A 25,204-nucleotide genomic window follows, 5' to 3' on the forward strand; every position below is an offset into this window, starting at 1 on the left:
CAACAATGCGGCGTGAGCCTACTACTGCGTGGTACGAGACTCGAAGACCAGTACGGCGATCCCCTTGTCCTCCTGCCTCCGTATGGCTGGAATTCCCCGCCCGTGGGAACTATCGGAAGGGGTGGCACGCTCATTCAGGAGGGAGCCGGCGTGCGGTGCGGCCGGCGCGGGGGACGAGGGGGAGGTGAGCCGACTTGGACCGGAACCACGGCGCTGTCCCGCCGGACGTCCCGTCGTACCGGACCCGGTCGCTGTGGGTCGAGGAGCCCGCCCGGCGGCACCGGATGCCGGATCCGGTGCGTTCGGCCGCGGTGCGCGCGGTGCTCATCATCTCGGTGACGCTGGTCCAGGCGATGATCTCGACGCTGTTCGCGTGCGCCGGGTCCTGGCTCGCGCTGCCGGCGCTGCTCGGCACCGTGGCGAGCGTGGTGGCCGCCACCTGGGCGGTGCTGGACGTCTGGGTGACCCGGCAGGTGTGGCGCCAGCGCCATGGTGTGGTCTCGGTGCCCAGCAGCACCGCGCGCGCGGTGCGGCGGGCCCGTCGCCCACGCTTCCCCTGATCCTCGGCCGCCGGGTAGGTTCGACGGTTGACGGGCGTACGCCTTCGACGGCTGGGCGGGCGCACGCCGTCGCACGGGGGTCGGCTGGCGAGGGGGGCGGCACGGATGGCGGAGCGTGACCAGGCGGTACAGCGCATCCCGGGGATCCTCCGGGACACCGGCTGGACGGTGGTCCTGGTCGGTGAGGAACAGTCGGGCAAGCTCGCCCAGGTGACCGCGGGGCTGCGGCGCGAGCCGGATCCGTCGGGCTCCGGCAAGCTCATCACCTCCGGCTTCTCCTACTGGGGCCTGGAGTCGACGGTGGCGTGGGCCCACGCCTGCAACGACCTGTACTACCCGGTGATGCGGGAGAGCATCGGCTCCTTCAGCCGCCGGCTGCGCGCCGTGGCGGACCGGCTGCCGGCCGGGCCGCTGCACTACGTGAGCCTGGGCCCGGGCACGGGCCAGAAGGACCAGGCCCTGCTGAGGTACCTCGACCGCCAGGGCAGAACGGGGTACTACATCCCGGTGGACGTCAGCGCCGAGATGCTGCGGCTCGGCCAGCGCGAGGCGCTGGAGCACCTGCACGTGCCACCCGCCGACGTGCTGCCGGTGCAGCTGGACTTCTCGCTGCCCGCCAATCTCGACCGGCTGAGCACCCTGGTCCGCCGGGTGGTGGGCGACGAGCCGGTGGTCTATTCGCTGCTCGGCAACACCCTGGCCAATTTCGACAGCGACACCCCGTTGCTGACGCTGCTGGCCGAGAAGCTGCTGCGCCCGCAGGACCGCTTCCTGCTGGAGGTCGCGAGCACGGCCGGGCAGGACGAGCAGGCGGCCCGCGCCGCCGCGCAGGAGTACGAGAACAGCCCGCGCTTCCGTGAGTTCGTCACCAGCGCGCTGATGCAGTACACCGACCTCCAGATCGACCTCAACAGCCTCACCTGCGAGGGACTGGTGGAGGACGACCGGGCCCTGCTGGTCAGGGTGGTCTACCGCAACCGCACCGGGGGCACCCTGGAGCTGACGCTGCCGGACCGCAGCACGGTGCTCTTCCCCGACCAGGACACCATCCGCCTCTACCTCAGCCGGAAGTACACCCGCGCGGGCCTCGCGAAGATGCTGGTCGACGCCCGGGTGTCCAAGGCGGGCGAGACCCACGAGGTGGGGCACACGGCCTTCGACCGGCCGGCGTTCGGCCTGGCGCTGCTGCTCCTCCAGGGCGGTGAGGCGGTGCCGGGCCCGGCCACCGGGCCGAATCCGTTCCGCGACTGACGGCGCGTCCGTACCGTGTCCCGTCCCACGGGCCTCCCGACGAGGCTCCTGAGCCGGCTCAGCCGGCAGTTCTTCGCCGCCGTCACCCTCGCCTGCCTGCTCACCGCGCTCGGGATCTGCGTGTGGTGGGTGACCGTCGCCGACGACGCGGACAGCCACTTCGAGCCCGCCGCCTCCGGGCTCGCGCTCGTCGCGGCCGTCACCGGCGTCTACGCGGAGCGGCGGGCGGCCGCCCGGGAGCGGCGCGCCCAGGCGCTGCACTCCCTCGCCGACGAGCTGGTGAAGAACACCGAGCTGCTCACGGGCGCCGGGTTCGCGCCGCTGGACCCCCGGGCGCCCCGGGCGCGGGTGCATCCGCGCCTGGTGCAGTCCGCGACGGACGCCGCGCTGGTCTCCGGGGTGTTCTCCGAGCCGGGCCACGAGGAGCTGCTCACCCTGCTGCACCGGTGGCGGGACGGGGTGCACGACTTCAACCGGCGGCTGGACCTCGCCGAACTCCGTACGTACGTCAGCGAGGTGCCGGCCGCCGAGCTGCTGGCGATCGACGAGGCCATGCACCGCGCGGGCGGCCGGCTCGACGGGCTGCGGCGGCTGCGGGCCGCTCTGGAGGAGCTGCTGCGCGGGCGCTACGCGGAACAGCCGGGCGTCGCCGCCCGGCTGGACCGCCTCGGGTGAGTGAGCCGCTACGCCTCGGCCGGCACCGGCTCCCGATCCTGTGGCCCGCTCCCGGCCGGCTCGTCCGCCGGCCGCTTGAACATCCGGGTCGCCGTGATCTGGCCGTGCACCGGCTCCGCGTCCGGGTCCTGCTCCTGCGGCAGGCCCGGCCGCAGGTGCTCCTCGACGCTGATGTACTTCAGGCCCGCCCGCAGGTCCGCGTCGTTGCGCAGCCGGATGACCAGCGGGAACTCCGCGAGGGCCGTGGTGTCGAAGAGGCCGGTGGTGTAGAGCAGCTGGACGCCCAGGGCGTCGGCGACGGCCCGCTGGAGCTCCAGCAGGTAGGTGGCGTTCGCACGGCCGATCGGGTTGTCCAGGAACAGGGTGCCCGCGTGCCGCTGCTTGTCGCGGCCCCGGTCGTTGCTGCGCAGCGCGGCCATGGTGCAGTACAGCGCGATGGCGGCGGTGAGCAGCTGGCCGCCGGAGAACACGTCGCCCATCTGGCGGACGGGGACGCGCTCGGCGCGCAGCACGGCGTCCGGCTTGAGGATCTCGACGGCGACGCCGCGCGGCTGGAGCGCCGCCTGGACGCCGCGCAGCAGCAGCGACATGCCGTCGCGGCGCAGGTCGGAGTTCTTCTTGACGGCCGAGCGGGTGGCCTCGTCGATGACCTCGCCGAGCCGCTCGGTGAGGGTGGCCTGGTCCGGGTCCTCGAAGCGGATGCGCAGGAACTCCTGGCCCGACCACTCCCCCAGGCCCTCGGGGAGGCGGGAGAGCCGCTGCGCGGAGCGCAGGGTGGTGAGGGAGGACTCGACCAGTCCGCGCAGCCGGTCGACGATGCTGTCGCGGTTGCGCTCCAGCTGCTCCAGCTCGTCGGTGAGCACCCGCAGGCGGGGGGCGAACGCCTCGGCCCAGGCGATGGCGTGCTCCGGCAGGGCGGCGGCGGGCAGTTCGCGGATCTGCTGGCGGGCGGGGGTGCGGACCTGCTCGTAGCGGGTGGAGTTGGCGTGGCGGACGAGGACGTCGCTCGCCTCGCGGACCGACGCCTCGGCCGCCGACAGCTCGCCGGCGCAGCCGCGCAGGGAGCGGCGGGCCTCGGCGGCCGTCTGCCGGGCCTCCTCCAGCGAGCCGGTGTAGGGCTCGGGGCTCTCGCCGTTCTCCTCCGGGGTGTTGTCGCGGAGCAGGTCGCGCAGGAGGGCCGCGGTGTCGTCGAATCCGGTGGCCGCGTCCTCGGCGGACCGGTGGGCGCGCAGCAGGTCGGCGTGGGCCCGGCGGGCGGTCTCCAGGGCGTCGTCGCGGGCGGCGAGTTCGGCGGTGGCGGCGCGCAGGAGCTCCTTGGCGCCGTCGGCGTCGGCGGGCGCCATGTCCTCGGGGAGCTCGGTGTGGGCGTCGCCGTCGGTGGGGGCGAGCCGCTCGGCCTCGCCGCGCAGCCGGCCGAGCTGCTCGCTGGCGGTGGAGGCGCGGCTCTCCAGCATCTGGACGAGCGCCTCGGCACGGGCCGCGGCGGCCTGGCGGGACGGGCCGTCGGAGCCGTCGGTGCCCTCCAGGAGCTGGGCGGCGCGGACCCGGACCTTGTTGGTGAGGCGGTCGAGCTCGGCGAGGGCCGCGCTCTCGTCGCTCTCGGCGCGGGCCTGCTCGGCGCGGAGGTCGGCGCCGACGCCGACCTTCTCGTAGAGCTGCGAGGCGGCGCGGTACGCCTCGCGCAGGGCGGGCAGGGAGGCGCCCGCCGTCTCCATGCTCTCCGGGGCGGCGACGTCGTCGGGGGCACCGGCGATCTCGGCGCGCTCGGCGCGCAGCGCGCGGGCCGTGCGGCGGGCGTCGTCGGCGGCGCGCTGGGCGGCGCGGCGGTCCTCGTCGGCGGCGCGGGCGCGGTCCACGAGGACGGCGGCGCGCTCCTCGGCCTCGGCGCCCTCCTCGGCGAGCTCCCGGAGCCGGGACTGCCAGGAGGCGCGCTCGCGGAGCCGGTAGGCGAGCCCGGCGAGGGCGTCGGCGACACGGCGGGCGCGGGCGGCGACCTCCTGGCGCTCGTCGCGGACGCGGGCGGCCTCGGCGGCGGTCTCCTCGGCCTCGGCGAGGGCGGTGCGCAGCCCGGCCAGCTCCTCCTGGGCGGTGTCCGCGGCCGTGCGGGCCCGCTCGGCCTCGGCGGCCAGCTCGGCGAGGCGGCCGGCGGGGCAGCCGGCGCGCCAGGACGAGAGCCGGGCGGCGAGCGTCCGGTCGCCGGCCAGGCGTGCCGCTATGGCGCGGATCTCCTCGTCGCGGGCGGTGGCGCGGGCCCGCAGGGCCTGGCGCTCGTCGTCGGCGGCGCGCTCGTCGTGCATCGCGGGGTTCGGCGGTACGAGGAAGACGCCGGACTCGCCGCCGTCCGCCGCCGGGGCGGGTTCGAGGAGGGCCGCGGCGGTGCCGACGGCCACGGCGGAGCGGGGCAGCAGGGAGGCCGCGCCGAGGACCTCGCGGGCCCGGGCGTGCGAGTCGGCGTCGGTGATGACGACGCCGTCGACGAGTTCGGGGCGGGCGGCGAGGACGGTGGCGTGGCGGGCCGGGTCGACGGCCTGGGCGAGGTAGCGCCAGCCGGGCAGGGCGGGGATGCCGTGCTCGCCGAGGTATTCGACGGCGGCCAGGACGTCGGCGCTGGGCGGCAGCAGTCCGCCGTCGCCGAGGGCGCCGAGGATGCGGGAGTCGTCGGCGGCGGCGGTCTGGAGGTCGAACATCTGCCGCTCGGAGGCGGCGACGCTGCGGTCGAGCATCTCGCGCAGCGCGTCGGCACCGCGGTCGAGCTCCTCGGCGGTGAGCGGGCCCTCGAGGGTGCGGCGGGCGCCGGGGACGCCGGCGGCGTCGTCACCGGCGGGAGCGGGCGGGGCGTCCGGGCCGGAGCGGGGGCCGGGGACCTGGCCGGCGGCCGTCGGCTGGGGCAGGCCCAGGAGTTCGACGAGGCGCTGCTCGGCGCCGATGGACACGGCGGCCCGGTGCTCGGCGTCGTGGGCGGCCTCGGCGGCGGTGGCGGCGTCGGCGGCGCGGGCGGCGGACAGCTCCGTGCGGGCCAGGGCGGCGGCGGCCTCCTTGGCGCGGGCGGCGCTCTCGCGGGCGCTCTCGCGGGCCGCTTCGTAGGCGGCGACGGCGGGCTTCTCGGCGTCGCTGGCGGCGAGCGCGGCACGGGCCGGGTCGGCGTCGGGCGCGGTGTCGTCGAGCCAGCCGGCGCGGACGGCCTCGGCGGTCTCCTGCTCGACCTCGGCGAGGCGCTGGCGCAGGTGGCCGGCCTCGCTGCGGGCGCGCTGGGCCTCGGTGGCGGCGGCGGTCGCGTCGCGGTGCGCGGCCTCGCCGGCCTCCTGGAGGGCGGCGGAGCGCTCCTCCTCCTCGTTGGCGAGCCGCTCGCCCTCCTCGGCCTTGGTGTTGAGGGCGCGGACGAGCGCGGTGGCGGCCGCGGCGCGGGCGGCGAGCGCGGGGGCGGCGTCGCGCTCGGCCTCGCGGATAGCGGCGGCCACCCGGGCGGAGCGGTCGGCGGCGGCGCGGTGCCGGAGCACGGTCTCGGCCGCCTGCCAGGCGGAGTGCAGCGTACGGGCCTCGATGAGCTCGCGGCGCTGTGCGGCGGCGGCCCGCTCGGCGGCGGTGAGGGCCAGGGAGGCGTGCCGGAAGGCGATCTCGGCGGCGACGAGGGCGCTGCGGCCGCGCCCGGACTCGGCGTCGGTGACGGCGTGGGCGGCGCCGGCGACCCGCTCGGCGAGCTCCCCGGCCCGGCCGCGCTCCTCGGCGGCGCGGGCGGAGAGCCGGCCCGCGAGGGTCCGGGTGCGGCGCTCGGCGCCGGCGTGCACGCCGCGGGTCCGGTCGCGGGTGACGGCGGCCTCGGCGATGCGGGAGAGCAGGTCGAGGGAGCCGGCGGTGAAGTCCCGCTCGGCGGTCAGCTCGGCGCGGCGGCCCAGCTTGTGGGCGAAGCCGTGGACGAGGTCGGCGAGGCCGTCGGTGTCCCGGGTGTCGGTGACGGCGCGCAGCAGGAGGTCGGTGAAGTCGGAGTCGTTCTTGACGGCGAAGAGGCCGGCGGCCTCGCCCTCGTCGGCGTTCATCTCGCGCTGGTAGCGGAAGAGTTCGGGGTCCAGGCCGAGCTCGCCGAGGTGTTCGTTCCAGCGCTCGTGGATCTCCTCCCACACCACGTCCAGGTTGGGGTAGGCCCTGCCCGCCTCGGTGAGGACGTCGCGGAAGCCCTTCATGGTGCGGCGGCGGCCGCGCGCGCCGGAGGCGCCGTCGGCGGCCGGGCGCATCGCGGTGGACTCGGCGACGGGCAGCGAGTCCAGGCTCATGCCGGGGCCGGGGCGGAAGGAGTACCAGGCCTCGGCGAACTTCCGCGGGTCGTTGGAGACCTGGCGGCCGCGCCACTCGCTGACCTTGCCGACGACGACGGACTCGCCGGTGAGGACGTGCTGCCACTCCAGGGCGACGTGGCCGCAGTCGTCGGCGAGGAGGAACTTGCGGAGCACGCCGGAGCTGGCGCCGCCCAGGGTGTTGCGGTGGCCGGGCAGCATGACCGAGAAGATCAGCTTGAGGAGGACGGACTTGCCGCCGCCGTTCTCCAGGAAGAGCACGCCGGCGGGCGCGGGGCGGCGCGGCGGGCCGGTGGGCTCGTCCTCGAAGAACTCCGCCTGCGCGGGCGCGGGGGTGGGCACGGGCGCGCCGACCCCTCGCAGGTCGAGCACGGTGTCGGCGTAGCGCGCACCGGCGGGCCCGATGGAGTAGAGGCGGACCCGGGACAGCTCGTACATGGCGGACTCTCGTTGTCGTGACGGGCGGTGGTCAGGAGGCGGGGCTGTGCTGGTTTTCGAAGAACGGCAGGCCGGCGTCGGCGACCAGGTCGAGGGCGTCGGCGTCGTCCGGCGGCAGCAGGGTGGCGCCGCCGGCGCCGACGGTCACCACGCCGAGCTCCAGCAGCTCGGTCATGGCGGCGGTGCCGGCCATGTCGCGGACCTGGAGCTGGTAGCGGGCGGTGGTGCGGTAGGCGCCGCCGGCGTCGTCGCCGGTGCGCTGGAGGAAGCCGGAGTCGACGAGGAAGGCGACGGCCTTGGCGATGATGCCGGTGGTGGAGCCGGCGAGGCGGCGGGCGTCCTTGGTGGCGCCGGTCGCGCTGCGGCGCGCGTAGACCCGCCAGGCGGCCTCCAGGCCGGGGGCGTCCGTCGTCGGGTCGGTGTTCTCGCCCTGTTCGGCGGCCTTCTCCTCCAGGCGGCGGCAGGCCTGGCGGACGAACGCGTCGACGCCGTTGACCGTGATGCGGCCGATGTATCCGTCGTCGGCGAGGTCCTCCGGGCGGGGGAAGGACAGGGCGGCGACGGCGAGGTGGGCGAGGCCGTGCAGGAAGCGGTCGGCGGAGTCGGCGGTGGCGCGGCGGGCGTAGTCGCCCATGCGGACGGCGAAGACGGAGTCCTCGGCGGCGGTGACGGCCATGCCGGCGCGGGTGGAGACCTCCAGGACGATCAGCCCGAGACCGGCGGCGACGGCGTCGGCGAGGCGGGCGAACGCGGGGTCGTCTCGGTAGCGGCGCAGCAGCTCGGCGTACTCCGCGTCGCGGGCGGGCAGCAGCTTGGGCTGGAGGCCGAAGGCGATGAGGCGGGCGGCGTCGGCGGCGTCGGCGGGCGTGACGTTCCCGCTCGTCGCTCGGGGTTCGCCGGTCTCACCGGTGCCGGGCTCGTCGGCCGGGGCCTCGGCGTCGTACTCAGTCACGGTTGATGCTCCTGCTGGGGGTGTGCGTGGCGTGGGGGTCGGCCGGCACCGGCGGTCGGGGCCGCGGGTGGTCGCGCGACGTGGCGGCGGGGGTGCTTCCCCTCACCCGCCCCTTCCCGGAACCGGGGGCGGGCCCCCGGACCCCGGGGAACAGGAAGAGGGGGGCGCGCCGCGGGAGGGCCGGCCCGGGGGGTCACACCGCCTCCTGGCGGTCCGCGGCCATGCCGGCCGCGTCCAGCAGGGCCGTGCCGACGACGAGGTCGGCGCCGCCGAACTCCGGGTCGTCGAGGACCGTTCCGTCGTCGACGGCGAACAGCAGGGACCGCTCGCCCTGGCGGTAGGCGGTGCCGACCGCGGGGCTCGCGGCGTGCACGGCCAGCAGGGCGACCAGGTAGGGCAGTTCGGGGTCGCGGAGGCGGGCCTCGGCGAGGAGGCCGGAGAGGCGGCGGGGCGCGTCGGCCGGGAGCGTGAGGAGCTCCATGGCGCTCGCGAGCTGCTCCTCGCTGAACCGGCTGTCGTCGGGGGTGGTGATGAGGTCCGGCTCGGGCATCTCCGCACCGAGGTGGTCCCGCTCGGCCGGCGGTGTGAGCAGCATGTCGACGAGGTCGGTGACCCGGACGGAGGTGGGCGTGCGCAGGCCCGTGCCGTGGGCGAAGAAGGCGTCCGTGACCCGGCCGGCCTGCTCGACGGGCAGCGGCAGCAGCGGGGCGAGGAGCTGTCCGTAGAGGTCGAGGCCGGCGGAGGCGGTGGTGGGGGCGAAGGCCTGCCGGTCCTGTTCGGCGCGGAAAAGCGGGCCGGCCTCCAGCAGCCGGGACTGGAGCTGCGTGTGGCGGCGGATGCAGTCCTTGACGATGTCGACGAGCTCGGCGGCGCGGCGCTTGTGCTCCGGCTCCTCGGCCTCGTCGCGCGCCTTGCGGATGTTGGTGAGGATCGCGTTCTCGTGGCGGTAGCGGTCGGCGACGTGGTCGAGCGCTTCGGCGATCATGTCGGGGACGGTGCGCAGCCAGTCGACCGCGCGGACGTTGCGGCGGGTGGCGTCGAGGGTCTTGCGGAGGGTCTCCGCGTACTGCACGGTGCGGTAGCGGGCCTGCTCGGCGGCGAGCTGGGCGTCGGCGAGGCGGCCCCGGCTGATGAGGACCTCCAGCTTCACCTCGGCGGCGATCTGGGCGCTGGTGACGTCGGTGTCGAGGGCGCCGACGAGGACGTTGACGGCCTCGTCCGTGGTGCGCAGGAAGATCGCGCCGCCCGGGCCGGGCACCTCCTCGACGAGTTTGAAGTCGTAGTCGCGCCGGACGTAGGCGCCGTCGGCCCCGAAGGTGCCGTAGACGGCGCGGAAGCCTCGGTCGACGCTGCCGACGTTGATGAGGTTCTCCAGGACCCAGCGGGCGACGCGCTCGTGCTCGGCGTGCGGGCGCTCCGGTGCCTGGGCCGCGACGCGCGGCTGGAGCCGGGCCACTATCTGCTCGTGGTCGGCGCCGGTGTCGAAGTCCATGTTGAGCGTGACGAGGTCGATGGCGGCGAGGGCCACCTCGGCCATGGCGTAGACGCCGTACTCCCCCGCGAGGTTGGCCTTGCGGGCGTCCAGGTCGTGCAGCGGCGCGGTGCAGGCCAGCGCGCGCAGCCGCCGGGCCAGGCCCTCGTCGGCGGCCGGGCCCGGGGCAGGGCGCGAGAAGCCGTTGAGCTGGGGCGGAACGGTCGCCGGGGCTGGAGAAGTCACGTCGCACAGAGTAGGCGGTCACCCCGACAACGGACGAAACGGCACGGGCGGAATGTCCGTCACGTCCTAGTGTGTGGCGCCGCCTGTCACGTGAAGGTCGTCCGTACGCCCGGCCGCGGTGACCGCGATCACACGCAGCCCTTCGGCGACGGTGGCCACGGGGAGTGACGGCAGGGCCCGGCCGGTGACCTGCTCGGGGGCGTACGGCACGTGCACGAACCCGCCCCGCAGGCCGGGGCGTTCGGTGGCGGCGAGGTGCATCAGCCCGTAGAAGACGTGGTTGCAGACGAAGGTGCCGGCGGTCTGCGAGACGGACGCGGGCAGGCCCGCCTCCCGGACGGCGGCGACACAGCGCTTGACCGGCAACGCGGCGAAGTAGGCGGCGGGACCGCCGGGGACGACGGGCTCGTCGACGGGCCGGGCGCCGGCGTTGTCGGGGATGACGGCGTCGTCGATGTTGACGGCCACGCGTTCGACCGTGAGGTCGGGACGGCCGCCGGCCTGGCCGACGCAGAGCACGACGTCGGGGTCGGTGTCCGCGACGGCGGCGCGCAGCGCGTCGAGGGCGCCGCCGAAGACGCAGGGCAGCTGGACGCCGACGATCTCGACGCCCGCCGGTGGCCGGCTCGCGACCTCGCGGACGGCCTGCCAGGAGGGGTTGACGCTCTCTCCGCCGAAGGGTTCGAAGCCGGTCAGCAGGACGCGGGGCACGGGCGCTCCCAAGGGGGGTGTGGAGGGGGCTCAGAAGGCGAACAGGGCCATGATCACGATGTTGCAGCCGAGCAGGGCGACGGCGGTGGGCAGTTGGGCCTTGATCGGCCCGTACTGGTCCTTGAGCTCCAGCAGGGCCGCGGGCACGACGTTGAAGTTGGCGGCCATGGGGGTCACCAGGGTGCCGCAGAAGCCGGCCAGCATGCCGATGGCGAGGACGGCCGGCGCGCTGCCGTGCTCCTGCACCACGAGGACGGGCCAGCCGACGGCGGCGGTCATCACGGGGAAGGCCGCGAAGCCGTTGCCCATGACGACGGTGAAGAGGAACATCCCGACGCAGTAGACGGCCACGGCGACGTAGAGGGAGTGGTCGGGGAGGACCGCCGTGGTGATCCGGCGGACCTGTTCGCCGACGCCGGAGACGGAGAAGATCGTGCCGAGGGTGGCGAGCAGCTGCGGCAGCAGCATGGCCCATCCCATCGACTCCAGCATCGAGCGTCCGGCGTGCAGGGGCGCGGAGAGCTTCTTCTCGCGCAGCATCACCATGCCGACGACGAGCGCGACGACGGCACCGATGCCGAGGCCCAGGATGGTCTCGCTGCCCTTCTGGAGGACGGGTTCGCCGCCCACCGAGAGCCGCTTCACGCCGACGGCGCAGAGCAGGGCGACCACCGGGATGGTGAGCGCGGGGACGAAGAGGCGGCCGCCCCAGCGGGCGGCGCTCGCCTCACGCTGCTCGGGGGTGGCGGCGGTGCCCCGGCCGCGGCCGGTGAAGCCGAAGCCGGCGAGGCAGACCATGGCGAGGACGGCGGCGCCGAGCGGTTCCGCGGGGGCCGACTTGTCCGCGACCCAGGTGCCGTAGACGAAGCCGAGGCCGAGCAGCCCCCAGAAGGCCGCGGTGCCGTACCGCTTGGGGTTGGTGCGGTCACGCAGCATCTGGACGGCCATGACCAGGAAGATGAGGCCGACGAGCCAGTAGAACCACTCCGCCTTGATCACTTGACGGCCTCCTCGCGGTCGGCCGCCACCGCGCGCTCCAGGGTGCGGTCCAGGCGCAGCAGCCGCCAGCCGTGGACGGCGAGCGCGCACAGGGCGGTGGGTATCGCCCACAGCGCGAGGTCCAGCGGTTCGAGATGCGTCTGGTAAGTGGTGTTGACGAAACCGGTGATGAGCAGGATCGAGCCGACGGCCAGGAAGACGTCCTCGCCGAAGAAGAGCCCGACGTTGTCGGCGCTGGCGGCGAACGAGCGCACCTTCTCGCGCGCCTTCTCCGGCAGCGGGCCGAGGCGGCGTTCGGCGGCGCCCTCGGCCATGGGCGCGGCCAGCGGCCGTACGGTCTGGGCGTGGCCGAAGACGTTGTTCAGGCCGACCGCGGCGGCGATCTGGCGCAGCAGGAGGTAGAGGGCGAGGAAGCGGCCGGCCGTGAGCCCCGCGAAGCGGGTGACGATCCGGCGGGCCTGTTCCTGGAGGCCGTGGCGCTCCAGGAGGCCGATGACGGGGAGGGTGATGACGAAGATCGTCACGGCCCGGCTGGAAGCGAAGCCCGTGCCGAAGGCGGCCAGGACGCGCTGCGGCGAGAGCCCGCCGAGCAGGCCGGTGACGATGCCGGCGGCGCCGACCACCAGCAGAGGATTGCGTCTCGTGGCGAAGCCGAGCACGACCACGAGGACGCCCAGGAGAACGATCACGCGCTCCGCCTTCCGGGATCCCGGACCCCACTCGGACGAGTGAAGCGACTTGGCGAGGAGGCTAAGATATTGTTCAACAATCCTCAAGAGGCTTGACTTACGATTCCGTATCGCCCTTGATCGCTCATGATCCGCCTTTGACTTCCTTGACCCGCCCTTGATCGCCGGGGGTCCCGTCCCTCCGGCGTCCCTACCGCCGCTCCCGAGGGGATGCCATGGCACTGTCCACCGCGCAGCGGGTGGCCGACCAGCTCCGCGACCGCATCCAGAGCGGCGGACTGCCGCCCGGCACCCAGCTCTCGGAGGAGGCGCTCGGCCGGGATCTCGGCGTCTCGCGCAACACCCTGCGCGAGGCGTTCCGGCTGCTGATCCACGAGAGTCTCGTCGTGCACCGGCTCAACCGCGGCGTCTTCGTCCGGGTCCTGGAGCCCGCGGACGTCACGGACGTCTACCGGGTGCGCGCGGCCCTGGAGACCGCGGGCGTCCGGGCCGCGGAGCGGGCGGCGTGGCCGCTGCGCCGGGCGGTCGCCGAGGCCGTGGACCGGGGCGAACGCGCCGCCGCCCGGGGCGACTGGCGCGAGGTGGGCTCGGCCGACCTGCGCTTCCACCGGGCGCTCGCCGCGCTCGCCGGCAGCCCCCGCATCGACTCCGCCATGGACCGGCTGCTGGCCGAACTGCGCCTGGCCTTCCACGCGATGCCCTCGCCGCGCCGCTTCCACGAGCCGTTCCTGCCGCGCAACCGTGCCCTCGCCGGGCTGCTGGAGCGGGGCGAGCACGGCCGCGCCGAGGCGGAGCTCCTCAGCTATCTGGACGACGCCCGACAGCTCATCCTCGACGCCATGCGGGAGACCTCCTCATGACCGGACCGACGACAGGAACCACGCCCGCCACCACGGCACCGGGCGGCGCGCTCGACCTCAACGCCGACCTCGGCGAGGGCTTCGGCCGCTGGCGGCTGACCGACGACGACGCCCTGCTGTCGGTCGTCACGAGCGCGAACGTGGCCTGCGGCTTCCACGCCGGCGACCCCTCCACCATGCGGCGGGTGTGCGAGCGCGCCGCCGAGCTCGGGGTTCGCGTCGGCGCCCAGGTCTCCTACCGCGACCTGGCCGGATTCGGCCGGCGCGCGATGGACGTGCCGCCGGACGAGCTCGCCGACGAGATCACCTATCAGGTGGGCGCGCTCCGGGTGTTCGCGCGGGCGGCCGGTACGGACGTCACCTATGTGAAGCCGCACGGCGCGCTCTACAACCGCACCGTCACCGACGCCGAACAGGCGGCGGCCGTCGTGGCCGGGGTGCTGCGCTCGGGCGGCGCGCTGCCGGTGCTGGGCCTGCCGGGCTCGCGGCTGCACGAGGCGGCGGAGCGGGCCGGACTCCCGGTGGTCACCGAGGCGTTCGCCGACCGCGCGTACACCGCCGCCGGCACGCTCGTCCCCCGCCGCACGCCCGGCGCCGTCGTCCTCGACCCCGAGGAGGTCGTCGCCCGCTCGGTGCGGATGGCCAGGGACGCGTCCGTCACCGCCCTCACCGGCGAGGACGTCACCGTCCGCGCCCGCTCGCTGTGCCTGCACGGCGACACCCCCGGCGCCGCCGGCCTGGCCCGGCGGGTCCGGGCCGCGCTGGAGGCCGCGGGCGTCCGGGTGGAGGCGTTCGCGTGAGCGCCGCCGCGGAGCCGCGCGTCCTGCCGGTCGGGCGGCACGCCCTGCTGGTGGAGGTGGACACCGCCGAGCGGGCGCAGGCCCTCCACGCCGAGCTGCTGCGCCGCCGCGCCGCCGGTGAGCTGCCGCCCGTGCGCGAGATCGTGCCCGCCGCCCGCACCGTGCTGCTGGACGGGCTGGACGACCCCGGCGCGCTCGCCGCGGACCTCGCGGGCCGGCCCGTGCCGCCGCTCGCCACGGCCGACGGCGAGCCGGTCGTGCTGCCGGTCCGCTACGACGGCCCCGACCTCGCCGAGGTCGCGGCGCTGTGGGGCGTCGACGGGGACGAGGTCGCGCGGATCCACTCCGGGCTCGAATTCCGGGTGGCCTTCTGCGGCTTCGCGCCCGGCTTCGGCTATCTGACGGGCCTGCCGGAGCGGCTGCGCGTGCCGCGCCGGGCCACCCCGCGCACCGCCGTCCCGGCCGGATCGGTGGGCCTGGCCGGCCCGTACACCGGCGTCTACCCGCGCTCCTCGCCCGGCGGCTGGCAGCTGATCGGGCGTACGGACGCGGTCCTGTGGGACACCGGACGGGAGCCCGCGGCGCTGCTCGCGCCGGGGACCCGGGTGCGGTTCGAGGTGTGCGGATGAGCGGGCTCTCGGTCGTCCGGGCCGGGGCCCTGACGACCGTCCAGGACCTGGGGCGGCCCGGCCACGCGCACCTCGGCGTGGGGCGCTCCGGCGCGCTGGACGGGCCCGCGCACCGGCTCGCCAACCGCCTGACCGGCAATCCGGCGGACCTCGCCACGCTGGAGACCACCCTCGACGGGTGTGCCGTGCGCCCCGACACCGCGGTGACCGCCGCCGTGACGGGCGCGCCCTGCCCGGTGCGGATCGACGGGCGTCCGGTCGCCTGGGGCGCGGCGGTGCGGGTGCCGGCGGGGTCGGTGCTCGACGTCGGCCGGGCCACCGGGGGCTTGCGCAGCTATGTGGCCTTCGCGGGCGGCGTCGCCGTGCCGCCGGTGCTCGGCAGCCGTTCCCGGGACCTGCTGTCGGGGCTGGGCCCCGAGCCCCTCGCGGCGGGGCACACCCTGCCGTTGGGCGCGCCCCGGGGTCCGTCGACCGGCGCCGACGCGTTCCCCTGGCCCGCACCGCCCGTCACCGGGCTGGTGCTGCCCCTCGTCCTCGGCCCGCGCGACGACTGGTTCGCGGACGACGCGCCGCGCGTGCTGGCCCGTGGCGGATTCACGGTGTCGTCGGCGAGCAACCGCATCGGCCTGCGCACGGACGGGCCGTCCCTGACCCGGGTCGAGGACGGTGAACTCCCCAGCGAGGGCATGGTGCTCGGCGCCGTCCAGGTGCCGCCCGACGGCCGCCCCGTCGTCTTCCTCGCCGACCATCCGACGACGGGCGGCTATCCCGTCATCGGCGTGGTGCCGGAGGCCGCGCTGGCCGCGGCGGCCCAGGCCGTGCCCGGCACGCCGGTGCGGTTCGTGCCCGTACGGGCCTGAACGCGCCGCCCCTCCGCCCGGCACGGGCCCGCCGCCGCGCCCCTCGCCGGCGGCGGACCCGTACTGGGCACCCGGGCCGCCTGGACCACCCGGCCGCCCGGTCCGCAGCGGTCAGTCGACACCGCGGATGATGTGCGACTCCGGATCGGCCTCCTCGTTGGTGGTCTCGGGCGTCTCACGCGGTACGGCGCGACGGACCCGCGCGGTCTCCTCCAGGCCCTCACCCCGGCCCTGCTTCCGGTCGCTGTGCCCCTTGAGCTGGTCCACGACGGTTTCCTTTCCTGGTGCTTCCCTGGTCCCCCGACCGCGCGGACGGGTCGTGCGTCCGGAAAGCGACGTCCGGGTTTCCTCAGGGTGACGTCTTGAAACCGGCGACCACCACATCGGATATAGCCAGATATGACGGGGTCGAACTCCCTCCATTCGAGTGGCAAAAAGGGGCAAGAAGGATAAAATGCAGGCAGGTCCGAACTGACACTGAAAGAAGGTGGCTGACGTGACCGCCCCGACGTCGCCCCGGATAGACCAGCACCCGGACATCGTGGCGCTCCGCGCCCACTCCGAAGAGACCACGGCGACCCCCGTCGCCCAGGCCGTCGAAGCACTCGCACTCCTCTGTGGCGTCTACCTGGCCGCCTCGGCATGGATCGTGGGCTTCAGCGGCTCGACCACCCTGGCCGTCAACAACCTGATCGTGGGCGTCGCGTTCGCCTGCCTGGTCAGCGGCTTCGGTCCGGCGTACGAGCGCACGCACGCGATGAGCTGGGCCGCCCTGGCCCTGGGCGCGTGGACGATCGTGGCCCCCTGGATCGTCGCCGGCGGCGGTTTCGCCACCCGCGCCGTCGTCAGCAACGTCGTCGTGGGCGTGGTGGCCTGTCTGGTCGCCCTGGCCCTGGCGGGCATGGGGCTCACGCGAGCGCGACGCTGAGCAGCGGGGCGGCAGCGCCGAGTGAGCGAAAGGAGAGCCTCTCGCCCGCTCCGCCTCCGCACTCGGTGCGCACGCGAGGCCCAGGCCGATTTCCGTCGTTCCCAGCAGTTCCCGGCCGTTCCCGGCCCTTTCCAGGCCCCGCCGCCCGGCCTCCGGGTGGCGGGGCCGGCCCGTGCGCGGAGGCCCCCGGAAACCCCGCGCGCCTCCTTCACCCCTGGGGATGAAAACTAGGGCGATCTTCGGAATTGATGACTCCGCCGGACGGTAATGGGCAATGCTCCCCTCTCCGCTTCCCTTCGCTCCCTCTTCATCACTCCGACCCCAAGAGGTGCCAGGCATGACGACCGTCCGCGATGCCGTGTTCGAGCTGCTACGGGCCCGCGGGGTGACGACCGTCTTCGGCAACCCGGGTTCCACGGAACTCCCGTTCCTCCGGGACTTCCCCGACGACTTCCGCTACGTCCTCGGGCTCCAGGAGGCCGTGGCCGTCGGCATGGCGGACGGCCACGCGCAGGCGACCGGGACGACGGCGCTGGTCAACCTGCACACGGCACCGGGCGTCGGCAACGCCATGGGCGCCGTCGTCAACGCGGCGGCGAACCACACCCCCATGGTGATCACGGCGGGGCAGCAGGTGCGGGCCATGATGACCATGGAGGCGCTGCTCACCAACGTGGACGCCACGACCCTGCCCCGCCCCGCCGTCAAGTGGGCCTACGAACCACCCCGCCCCCAGGACGTGCCCGCCGCCCTCGCCCGCGCCTTCCACCTGGCCGAAACCGCTCCCCGGGGACCGGTGTTCCTCTCCCTGCCCATGGACGACTTCGACGTGGAGCTCGACGAGGCCGGAGCGGCCGCCGCGCGGCACGCGGCCCGGCGCCGGGTCACCGACGAGACGGCGGCGGCCGGACCGGCGGTCGAGGCCCTGGCCGCCCGGCTCGCCGCCGCGGCGAACCCCGTCATGGTCACGGGCGGTTCGGTGGACGCCGAGGGCGCCTGGGACGCGGCGGTAGCGCTCGCGGAGCGCCGCGGGCTGCCCGTATGGGCCTCGCCGATCGAGGGGCGCGTCGGCTTCCCGGAGGACCACCGGCTCTACCGCGGTGTGCTCCCGCCCGCGCTGGCCCCGCTGGCCGCCACCCTGGACGGCCATGACCTGGTCCTCGTCGTCGGAGCGCCGGTCTTCCGCTACTACCCCTACGTGCCCGGCCCCGTCCTGCCCGAGGGCGCCGAACTGGTGCTGCTGACCAGCGATCCCGGCGAGGCGGCGCGCGCACCGGTCGGCGACGCCCTGGTAGCGGGCCTGCGGCCCACGCTGGAACGGCTCACCGAACTCCTCGACAAGAAGGAGGAACCCGGCGACGGCGGACCGGCCGACACCTCCGGCGCGACGCGTCCGGCCGCGCCCGCCGGGGAACCGGACACCGAGCCCATGTCCGCCCGTACGGCGCTCACCGCCGTGGCGGGCGCCGCGCCCCCGGACACCCTCTGGGTCAACGAGTCGCCCTCCAACGTCCAGATCTTCCGTGAGGTCGTGCGGATCGGCCGCCCCTGCTCCTTCCTCACCACGGCCGGCGGCGGCCTCGGCTTCGGGCTCGCGGCGGCCGTGGGCGCGCAGCTGGGACGGCCGGAACGGCCGGTGGTGGCCCTGGTCGGCGACGGCTCCGCGCAGTACGCGATCACCGCGCTGTGGACGGCCGCGGCCTATCGCGCGCCCGTCACCTTCGTCGTCCCGGCGAACGGCGAATACGCGATCCTCAAATGGTTCGGCCGCTTCGAGGACACACCCGGCGTGCCCGGCCTGGACCTCCCGGGCCTCGACCTGTGCGCGCTCGCCCGTGGCTTCGGCGTGACCGCGCACCGGGCCACGGACGCGGCCCACCTCGCGCGGCTGGTCGCCGAGGCCACGGCCGCGACGGACGGACCGGTCCTCATCGAGGCACCGGTCACGACCGTGCCCCCGACACTCTGAGGCACGCGCCCCACCCGTGCCACCGCGACGGCCGCGCCGTGGTCCCGTCGCGCGTTCCTCCCGCCCCCGTTCGATCCCCCCTGCCGCTGTTCTGGAGTCGCCCATGACCGTATCCGTCGAGAAGCCGCTGCTCGCGGCCCTGCGGGAGGCGCTGCCCGACGGGGCCGTGCTGACCGCGGACGACCAACTCGACCTGCACAGCCGTGATTCCGCCCCGTTCGGCGAGGCCGGCAGACCCTTGGCGGTGGTCCGCCCCGGGACCGTGGAGCAGGTGCGGGAGGTGATCCGCGCGGCCCGCGCGCACGGCGTGCCCGTCGTGCCCCAGGGCGCGCGTACGGGCCTCGCCGGCGCCGCCGACGCCGTGGACGGCTGTGTGGTGCTCTCCATGGTCCGGATGAACCGGATCCTGGAGATCGACCCGGCGAACCGCCTGGTGCGCTGCGAGCCCGGCGTCGTCACCGCCGACCTCGCCGCCGCCGTCGCCGAGCGGGGCCTGTGCTACCCGCCGGACCCGGCCTCCTGGGAGGTCTGCACGATCGGCGGGAACATCGCCACCGGCGCGGGCGGGCTGTGCTGCGTGAAGTACGGGGTCACCGCCGACTACGTGCTCGGACTGACCGTCGTCCTGGCCGACGGCGAGGTGCTGCGCGTCGGACGGCGCACGGTCAAGGGCGTCGCCGGATACGACCTCACCCGGCTGTTCGTCGGCTCCGAGGGCACCCTGGGCGTCATCGTCGAGGCCACCCTGGCCCTGCGGCCGCCGAGACCGCCCGCCCGCGCGCTGCTGGCCCGGTTCCCGTCCGCGTCGGACGCCGGCGAGGCCGTGGCGGCGATCGTCCGCGCCGGGCACGTCCCGTCCGCCCTGGAACTGCTGGACCGCACCACCACCGAGGCGATCTCCGCGCTGGGCCACCCGCTGTTCGCCGACGGCGGCGCGGCGACCCTGATCGTGGCGAGCGACGCGCCCGACGCCGCCGCGGACGTCCACGCGATGGCGGCCCTCTGCCGGGACGCCAAGGCCCTGTCCGTCACCGCGGCGGCCGGTGAGGAGGAGTCCGCCGAGGTCCTGGAGGCCCGCCGGATGGTGCTCCCCGCGCTCAAGGCCCGGGCGGCGACGCTGCCCGGCGAGGTGACGGCGTTCATCGAGGACGTCGCGGTGCCCCGCGACCGGCTGGCCGAACTGATCGACCGGATCGAGCTGATCGCCGACGAGTACGGCCTCTACATCTCCACCGTCGGCCACGCCGGGGACGGCAATCTGCACCCCACGGTCGTCTTCGACCGCTCCGACCCCGACGCCGTCCGGCGGGCCAAGGAGGCGTACGACGCCATCATGGCCGCCGGCCTGGAGCTGGGCGGCACGATCACCGGCGAGCACGGCGTCGGCACCCTCAAGCGCGACTGGCTGGCCCGCGAACTGCCGCCCCGGAGCCTGCGGTTGCAGCGGGACCTCAAGCGGCTGCTCGACCCCGAGGGGCTCCTCAACCCCGGGAAGGTGCTGGCATGAGCCTTCTGCGCAGCGCGCCCGGGGACTCCGGGCGCACCGGGAGCGACGACACCGGCCCCGGCGCGGAGCTGCCCACGGCGTCGGCGGGCGAGAACCTCCGGCTCACCCTCGCCTATTTCCTTCCCCAGTACCTCAAGGGCGTCTTCCGGCTACGGCCGCGCCTCGGCTCGCTCGTCGCGCGGGCGGACGCCGGGCGGCGCGGCGCGGAGACGCTGCGCCGGCTGCGGCGCCGGCACGGGCGGGGCCCGGTCGTGGTGCGCGGCACCTCCGGGCCCACCCTGCTAGTGCTGGACCCGGAGGACGTCCGGCAGGTGCTGGCCGGGCCGGTGGACGTCTACGCGGTCGACACCTGGGAGAAGGTGTCCGGCTTCGCGTCCGTCCAGCCCGACGGGCTGGTCGCCTCGCACGGCCGGCAGCGCGCGGTCCGCCGGGCGTTCAACGACGCCGTGCTCGACGCCGGCTGCCCCGTGCACCGCCTCGCGGACCACTTCCTGAGGGTGGCCGGCGAGGAGGCCGCCGCGCTGCTGGGCCCCCGGTCGGTGGCCGGGCTCGGCCCGGACGCCCTCCGGGAGCGCTTCGAACGCGTGGGGCGGCGCTGCTTCCTGGGCGAGGCCGCGGCCGACGACGTGGAGTTCTCCCGGCTGCTGGCCGAGCTCCTCGCGGAGGCCAACTGGCTGGGGGCCCGCCGCTGGCGCGCCGCCGCCACCCGGCGGGCGCGGCGGCGCATGATGCAGCGGCAGGCGCGCTATCTGGCCGAGGCCGATCCGCGGAGCCTGGCCGGGCTGTTCACCGGGGCCCCGAGGGGGCCGGAGACCGCTCCCGAGTGCCAGGTCACGCACTGGTTCATGGCGCTGAGCGCGGTGCACTCGGCGTCCGTGCAGGCGCTCACCCTCCTCGCGACGCACCCCCGGCAGTACCGGCGGGCGGTCGCGGAGATCGAGGCGGCGGACCGGGCGCACGGTGCCCGTACGGTGGCCGGCTACATGCAGATGCCGTACGTACGGGCGTGTGTGCAGGAGGCGGCCCGGCTGTGGCCGCCCGTACCCAGCCTGATGCGGCGCACGACCGCGGAGACGCGCTGGCGCGGCGCGGTGGCGCCGGGCGGGGTCAACGTGCTGGTGCCGGCGGGCTTCCACGCCCGCGACGGCGAACGGATCGACTACGCGCACCGGTTCGCCCCCGAGAAGTGGCTCGACGGCACCGCGGAGGCCGACTGGGCCGTCAGCCCCTTCAGCCGGGGCGAGGCCCAGTGCAGCGGCACGGAGCTGGGCCTCCAGCTGGCCACGGGCTTCGTCGCCGAACTGCTGCGCGGTGGCGAACTGGCCGCCGCCGGCATCCGGCTGAGCCCCGAACGACCACTTCCGTACGCCTTCGACACGGCGCGGCTGCGCATCGGCATCCGCCCGACCCGGCCCGTGGAGGGGACATGACGACCGACAGCGGTACGCCGGCAAAGGCGCCCGGGGCGTCGGAGACGCCGACTGTGGCGGACGTGCTCGAAGTGCCGGACGGGCGGGACGAGGGCGAGGCCACGCCGGTCCCGGCGGCCCCGGAGGACGGACCGGCCCGGCCGGACGCGGTGGAGGCCCCGGAGGCCACCGAGGAGGCGGAGGCACCGGAAACCCCCGGGGTGTCGGACCCCCAGGAGGAGCCGGAAGCCTCGGAGGCGTCGGGTGCCCCGGAGGTTTCCGAGGTGACCGCGGAGTGCCCGGCCTCCGTCGGGCCCGTCGGGGAGTCCGGGCCCGTAGAGGCCCGGTCCGGCGAGGCCGAGCCCGCCGGCACCGGCTCCCTGGGCGCCGAAGCCGCCGAGACCGAAGCCGCCGACACCGGACCCGGTGACGAGGCCGCCCCGCCCGGCGCCGGACCGTACGTACCCTCGCCCCGCACCGGCACGGGCACCCCGCACCGCCCCTCCGGCGAGGACCTCGCCGCCGTCGCCCGGTCCCTGAGCGGGACCGCCGGGGCGATCCGGGACGTCGGGCGCGTGCTGACCGCCGTCGCCGCCGATCCGGCGCTGCTCGGTTCGCTCGGCCGGTCGCCCCGGCGCGGCGCGCGGGCGCTGTACGAGCTGGCCCGTACGCTCGTCGCGCCCGCCGGGCTGGGGTACGCGCCGGACGGCAGGGGGGCCGCCCGGGCGGCCCGGCTGGGCGGTGTGCTCACCAGCCGCGCGAGCCTGGCCGTGGACGTGGCGGTGACCGCGCTGAAGCTGCGCATCCGGCTGTGCGCGGCACGGCACCCGGAGTTCGTCGAGGAGGGTCCGGTCCGGCGGATGCTCATCGCCGTCGAGGCGGACAAGCAGCTGCTGGCCCTGCGGATCCTCCGGGAGAACGTCCGGGCGTGGGGCGGCGCGCGGACGCTGGCCGCGCTCGCGCCGTGCCTGGCCGAGGTCCTGGCGTGGAACGCGCTGGTGGACGAGAACCCCTTCAACGACGAGGCGGCGTGGCACATCGTCCAGGGCACCCGCGCGGACGGCGACCCGCTGCTGGGCACCCGGCTCGGCGCCTGGGCGCGCTGGGACCGCGGGGCCGGCCGGGCCGTGGCCGAGCCGCTGGACCCCGAGCTGCTGGCCGGCTTCGACAACGGCGGCGGCGTCACCGGGCACCTGCGCAACCTCGCGGCCATCGGCAACGACGGCCGGATGATCGTCCAGCGGGTCAAGGCCCCGGACGGCGTCACCCGTTACGTGGTCCTGCTGCCCGGCATGGCGCTCGGGCTGCCACGCAACCCCACCCCGCAGGACCTGGTCGGGGCGGTCACCGCGGTCGGCCGCAACGACTCGCCGTACACCCGGGCCGTCCGCAAGGCGCTCGCCCTGACCGTTCCGGACGGCGCGGAGATCGCGCTGGTCGGGCACAGCCAGGGCGGCATCGCGGCCATGAACCTGACGGAGCTCGGCGAGGTCAACGACCGGTGGCGGCTGGCGCGCGTCGTCGCGGTGGGCTCCCCCATCGACTTCAAGCGCCCGCGCGATCCGCGCACCAAGGTCGTCAGTCTCGTCAACGAGCACGACGTGGTGCCCAACCTGGAGGGCCGCAGCCCTGCCTCGGTCTTCCCCGTGCCCGCCGACTGGCTGGAGTTCACCTGGGTGGACCCCACCCACGACTTCCCGCAGTGCCACAACGTCGACGTGTACGCGCAGAGCCTCGACAAGGTCGTCCCGGAGGCGCGTGACCGGGTGGACGACCTGCTCGCGCCGTTCCGCGGCCATGTCGAGGAGACCTTCGTGCTGCGGCTCCACGACCGCTGACGTCCCGCCCCGCCGACCGAGCACCCCCGATGGAGAGCTATCGATGACGCCCGTACCGCGCCCCCGCCGCGAGTGGCACTCCCTGCCCCTCCCGCTCGCGATCCTGGAGATCAGGCGACAGCGGGAGCTGCTGCGCGCGCACAATCTGCACGACACGTACGGCGCCGGCGGTGAGCGCCCGCGCCGGCCGAGCCCCCGGCTGCTGCCCTACCGCGGCTACGACGGCTCCGGTTACGACCCGGAAGACGTCGACATGGGCCGCGCCGGCACCCGGTTCGACCGCAACTGCGCCCTGCCGGAGACCTTCCCGGAAGAGGAGGAGAAGGGGCTGTACTCCCCGAGCCCCCGCGAGGTGAGCCGGCGGCTGCTGGCCCGCCGCTCCGGCTTCCGGCCCGCGCCGACCCTCAACATGCTGGCCGCCGCCTGGATCCAGTTCCAGAACCACGGCTGGTTCAGCCACGGCGACAACAGGGCCGACGAGCCGCTCGACGTACCGCTGGAGCCGGACGACGACTGGCCGCGCTGCCCGATGACGGTGCGCCGCTCCCGCCCCGACCCGGTCGCCCACACCGACCCCACCCGCCCGCCGACGTACGAGAACACGGTCACCCACTGGTGGGACGGCTCGCAGATCTACGGATCGGACGAGGAGCGGTGCCGGGCGCTGCGCACCGGGGAGCGCGGCAGGCTGGCCGTCGAGGGCGGCCGGCTGCCGGACGAGACCCGGCCCGGGCTCTCCGGCATCGACCTCACGGGGTTCAACGACAACTACTGGGTGGGGCTGTCGCTGCTGCACACGCTCTTCGCCAAGGAGCACAACGCGATCTGCGACCGGATCGCCGCGGCCCACCCGACCTGGGACGACGAGCGCCTCTTCCACACCGCCCGGCTGGTCAACACCGCCGTGATGGCCAAGATCCATACGGTGGAGTGGACGCCGGCGGTGATCGCGCACCCGGTGACGCGGGCGGCCATGCACATCAACTGGTACGGGGTGCTCCCCGCCCGGCTGCGGCGGAAGGTGGGCAGGTTCGGCAAGGGGGAGGCGCTCTTCGGCATCCTGGGCTCCCCCACCGACCACCACACGGCCCCGTTCTCCATGACGGAGGAGTTCGTCACCTCCTACCGGCTGCACCCGCTGATCCGCGACGAGTACGAGGTCCGCTCGCACCGCACGGGCGCGCTCGTCGAGCGTACGGACTTCGACGCGCTCCAGGCGCTGGCCACCCGGGAGGCGGTGGACCGCTGGGGCTGGTCGGACCTGTTCTACTCGTTCGGCGTCATGAACCCCGGTGACATCACCCTGCACAACCACCCCGACTGTCTGCGCGATCTCGCCCGGATCTCCGGGGAGCACATGGACCTCGGGACGGTGGACGTCCTGCGCGACCGGGAGCGCGGCGTGCCCCGCTACACCGCGTTCCGGGCCGCGCTGCACCGCCCGCCGCTGACCGGCTTCGAGGAGCTGACCGGCGGGGACGTGGCACTGGCGGCCGAGCTGCGGGAGGTCTACGACGACCGGCTGGACCGGGTGGACACCATGGTCGGGATGTACGCCGAGCCGCGGCCGCGCGGGTTCGCGTTCAGCGACACGGCGTTCCGGATCTTTGTGCTGATGGCGTCGCGGCGACTGAAGAGCGACCGCTTCTTCACCTCCGACTACCGGCCGGAGGTCTACACACCGGAGGGACTGGAGTGGATCGACCGCACCGGGATGGTGGAAGTGCTGCGGCGCCACCATCCGGAGCTCGCGCCCTCGCTGGAGGGGGTGCGCAACGCCTTCGCGCCCTGGCGGATGCTGCGGCCCGGGGGGATCGGCTGATGGGGGCGCGGCGGAACCGCGGGACCGCGCCCTGGTCACGGCCCGTACGGGCGCAGGCGGAGCGGCTGCGGGAGGAGGCCGGCCGGCTGCGGGCGAGCGCCGACGGGGTGACGCTGCCCGGCGTGGAGGGGACCGTCCTGCGCCGGCGGATCGCCTCCCACGCGGAGCGCGCGGAAAGGGCCGCCCGCTCTCTGGAGCGCGCGGCCGAGGCGCTGGCCCGTCATGAGGCGCTGCTCGCCGCTCTCGCGCGCGGGCGGCGGGAGAGCGGCGGGGCGACGCAGCGCGAGTGAGGCGGCGCGGC

Annotated in this window: 20 protein-coding genes and 1 pseudogene; 14 read left to right on the top strand and 7 right to left on the bottom strand. The window is 75.3% G+C overall.

Annotated elements, in window-relative coordinates:
- Positions 1 to 194: 194 nt before the first annotated feature.
- The 3 genes and pseudogenes from LUZ64_RS08450 to LUZ64_RS08460 form a co-directional block, all read left to right on the top strand.
- Positions 195 to 545, top strand: a pseudogene (locus LUZ64_RS08450) (hypothetical protein); the annotation flags it as partial.
- 120 nt (positions 546 to 665) lie between these two features.
- Positions 666 to 1,811 (top strand): L-histidine N(alpha)-methyltransferase, encoded by a 1,146-nt coding sequence (locus LUZ64_RS08455; protein ID WP_095584926.1) that lies wholly within the window; start codon positions 666 to 668, stop codon positions 1,809 to 1,811.
- Between the two features lie 15 nt (positions 1,812 to 1,826).
- Positions 1,827 to 2,486, top strand: coding sequence for a hypothetical protein (locus LUZ64_RS08460; RefSeq protein WP_095584927.1), 660 nt, complete (start codon positions 1,827 to 1,829; stop codon positions 2,484 to 2,486).
- Positions 2,487 to 2,494: 8 nt separating this feature from the next.
- Here the strand turns inward: LUZ64_RS08460 and LUZ64_RS08465 are convergent, their stop codons facing one another.
- The 6 genes from LUZ64_RS08465 to LUZ64_RS08490 form a co-directional block, all read right to left on the bottom strand.
- Positions 2,495 to 7,213, bottom strand: coding sequence for a coiled-coil domain-containing protein (locus tag LUZ64_RS08465; RefSeq protein WP_232390204.1), 4,719 nt, complete (start codon positions 7,211 to 7,213; stop codon positions 2,495 to 2,497).
- A 31-nt stretch (positions 7,214 to 7,244) separates the two neighbouring features.
- Positions 7,245 to 8,165, bottom strand: a complete 921-nt coding sequence (locus tag LUZ64_RS08470; protein ID WP_095581302.1) for a hypothetical protein — start codon at positions 8,163 to 8,165, stop codon at positions 7,245 to 7,247.
- Positions 8,166 to 8,358: 193 nt separating this feature from the next.
- Positions 8,359 to 9,882, bottom strand: coding sequence for a hypothetical protein (locus tag LUZ64_RS08475; protein ID WP_095581303.1), 1,524 nt, complete (start codon positions 9,880 to 9,882; stop codon positions 8,359 to 8,361).
- 66 nt (positions 9,883 to 9,948) lie between these two features.
- Positions 9,949 to 10,593, bottom strand: a complete 645-nt coding sequence (pcp, locus tag LUZ64_RS08480; protein WP_095581304.1) for a pyroglutamyl-peptidase I — start codon at positions 10,591 to 10,593, stop codon at positions 9,949 to 9,951.
- A 30-nt stretch (positions 10,594 to 10,623) separates the two neighbouring features.
- The gene (locus tag LUZ64_RS08485; RefSeq protein ID WP_095581305.1) at positions 10,624 to 11,592 is read right to left on the bottom strand and encodes a DUF979 domain-containing protein; all 969 of its coding nucleotides are present in this window, start codon (positions 11,590 to 11,592) and stop codon (positions 10,624 to 10,626) included.
- On the bottom strand, positions 11,589 to 12,281 hold the full coding sequence (locus LUZ64_RS08490; protein WP_095581306.1) for a DUF969 domain-containing protein: 693 nt from the start codon (positions 12,279 to 12,281) through the stop codon (positions 11,589 to 11,591). Before LUZ64_RS08490 ends, LUZ64_RS08485 begins: the two co-directional genes overlap by 4 nt.
- Before the next feature lie 215 nt (positions 12,282 to 12,496).
- On the opposite strand from LUZ64_RS08490, the gene LUZ64_RS08495 reads away from it, so the two are divergent.
- The 4 genes from LUZ64_RS08495 to LUZ64_RS08510 are packed head-to-tail and all read left to right on the top strand — an operon-like array spanning position 12,497 to position 15,430.
- On the top strand, positions 12,497 to 13,141 hold the full coding sequence (locus LUZ64_RS08495) for a GntR family transcriptional regulator (protein WP_095581307.1): 645 nt from the start codon (positions 12,497 to 12,499) through the stop codon (positions 13,139 to 13,141).
- Positions 13,138 to 13,941, top strand: coding sequence for a LamB/YcsF family protein (locus LUZ64_RS08500; protein ID WP_095581308.1), 804 nt, complete (start codon positions 13,138 to 13,140; stop codon positions 13,939 to 13,941). The genes LUZ64_RS08495 and LUZ64_RS08500 overlap by 4 nt, the downstream gene beginning before the upstream one ends.
- The gene (locus LUZ64_RS08505; protein WP_095581309.1) at positions 13,938 to 14,570 is read left to right on the top strand and encodes a 5-oxoprolinase subunit B family protein; all 633 of its coding nucleotides are present in this window, start codon (positions 13,938 to 13,940) and stop codon (positions 14,568 to 14,570) included. Before LUZ64_RS08500 ends, LUZ64_RS08505 begins: the two co-directional genes overlap by 4 nt.
- On the top strand, positions 14,567 to 15,430 hold the full coding sequence (locus tag LUZ64_RS08510) for a 5-oxoprolinase subunit C family protein (protein WP_095581310.1): 864 nt from the start codon (positions 14,567 to 14,569) through the stop codon (positions 15,428 to 15,430). Before LUZ64_RS08505 ends, LUZ64_RS08510 begins: the two co-directional genes overlap by 4 nt.
- 111 nt (positions 15,431 to 15,541) lie before the next feature.
- Here the strand turns inward: LUZ64_RS08510 and LUZ64_RS08515 are convergent, their stop codons facing one another.
- On the bottom strand, positions 15,542 to 15,697 hold the full coding sequence (locus tag LUZ64_RS08515) for a hypothetical protein (RefSeq protein ID WP_170116745.1): 156 nt from the start codon (positions 15,695 to 15,697) through the stop codon (positions 15,542 to 15,544).
- A gap of 229 nt (positions 15,698 to 15,926) precedes the next feature.
- Here LUZ64_RS08515 and LUZ64_RS08520 point away from each other — a divergent pair, with 229 nt between their 5' ends.
- From LUZ64_RS08520 to LUZ64_RS08550, 7 genes are all read left to right on the top strand, one after another.
- On the top strand, positions 15,927 to 16,358 hold the full coding sequence (locus LUZ64_RS08520; RefSeq protein WP_095581311.1) for an SPW repeat protein: 432 nt from the start codon (positions 15,927 to 15,929) through the stop codon (positions 16,356 to 16,358).
- A 337-nt stretch (positions 16,359 to 16,695) separates the two neighbouring features.
- A complete protein-coding gene (mdlC, locus tag LUZ64_RS08525; RefSeq protein WP_232390205.1) occupies positions 16,696 to 18,327 on the top strand; it encodes a benzoylformate decarboxylase in 1,632 nt (543 codons plus the stop codon).
- A 103-nt stretch (positions 18,328 to 18,430) separates the two neighbouring features.
- Positions 18,431 to 19,834, top strand: a complete 1,404-nt coding sequence (locus LUZ64_RS08530) for an FAD-binding oxidoreductase (RefSeq protein ID WP_095578375.1) — start codon at positions 18,431 to 18,433, stop codon at positions 19,832 to 19,834.
- Entirely contained in the window at positions 19,831 to 21,264 is a 1,434-nt protein-coding gene (locus tag LUZ64_RS08535) for a cytochrome P450 (protein ID WP_095578376.1), read from the top strand. Before LUZ64_RS08530 ends, LUZ64_RS08535 begins: the two co-directional genes overlap by 4 nt.
- Positions 21,261 to 23,081, top strand: a complete 1,821-nt coding sequence (locus LUZ64_RS08540) for a hypothetical protein (RefSeq protein ID WP_232390206.1) — start codon at positions 21,261 to 21,263, stop codon at positions 23,079 to 23,081. Before LUZ64_RS08535 ends, LUZ64_RS08540 begins: the two co-directional genes overlap by 4 nt.
- Before the next feature lie 43 nt (positions 23,082 to 23,124).
- Positions 23,125 to 24,903, top strand: a complete 1,779-nt coding sequence (locus tag LUZ64_RS08545; protein ID WP_095578377.1) for a peroxidase family protein — start codon at positions 23,125 to 23,127, stop codon at positions 24,901 to 24,903.
- A complete protein-coding gene (locus LUZ64_RS08550) occupies positions 24,903 to 25,193 on the top strand; it encodes a hypothetical protein (RefSeq protein WP_095578378.1) in 291 nt (96 codons plus the stop codon). Before LUZ64_RS08545 ends, LUZ64_RS08550 begins: the two co-directional genes overlap by 1 nt.
- The last annotated feature ends 11 nt before the right edge of the window (positions 25,194 to 25,204 follow it).

It is taken from the genome of Streptomyces albireticuli (genome assembly GCF_021228125.1).
Classification (GTDB): Bacteria; Actinomycetota; Actinomycetes; order Streptomycetales; family Streptomycetaceae; genus Streptomyces; species Streptomyces albireticuli.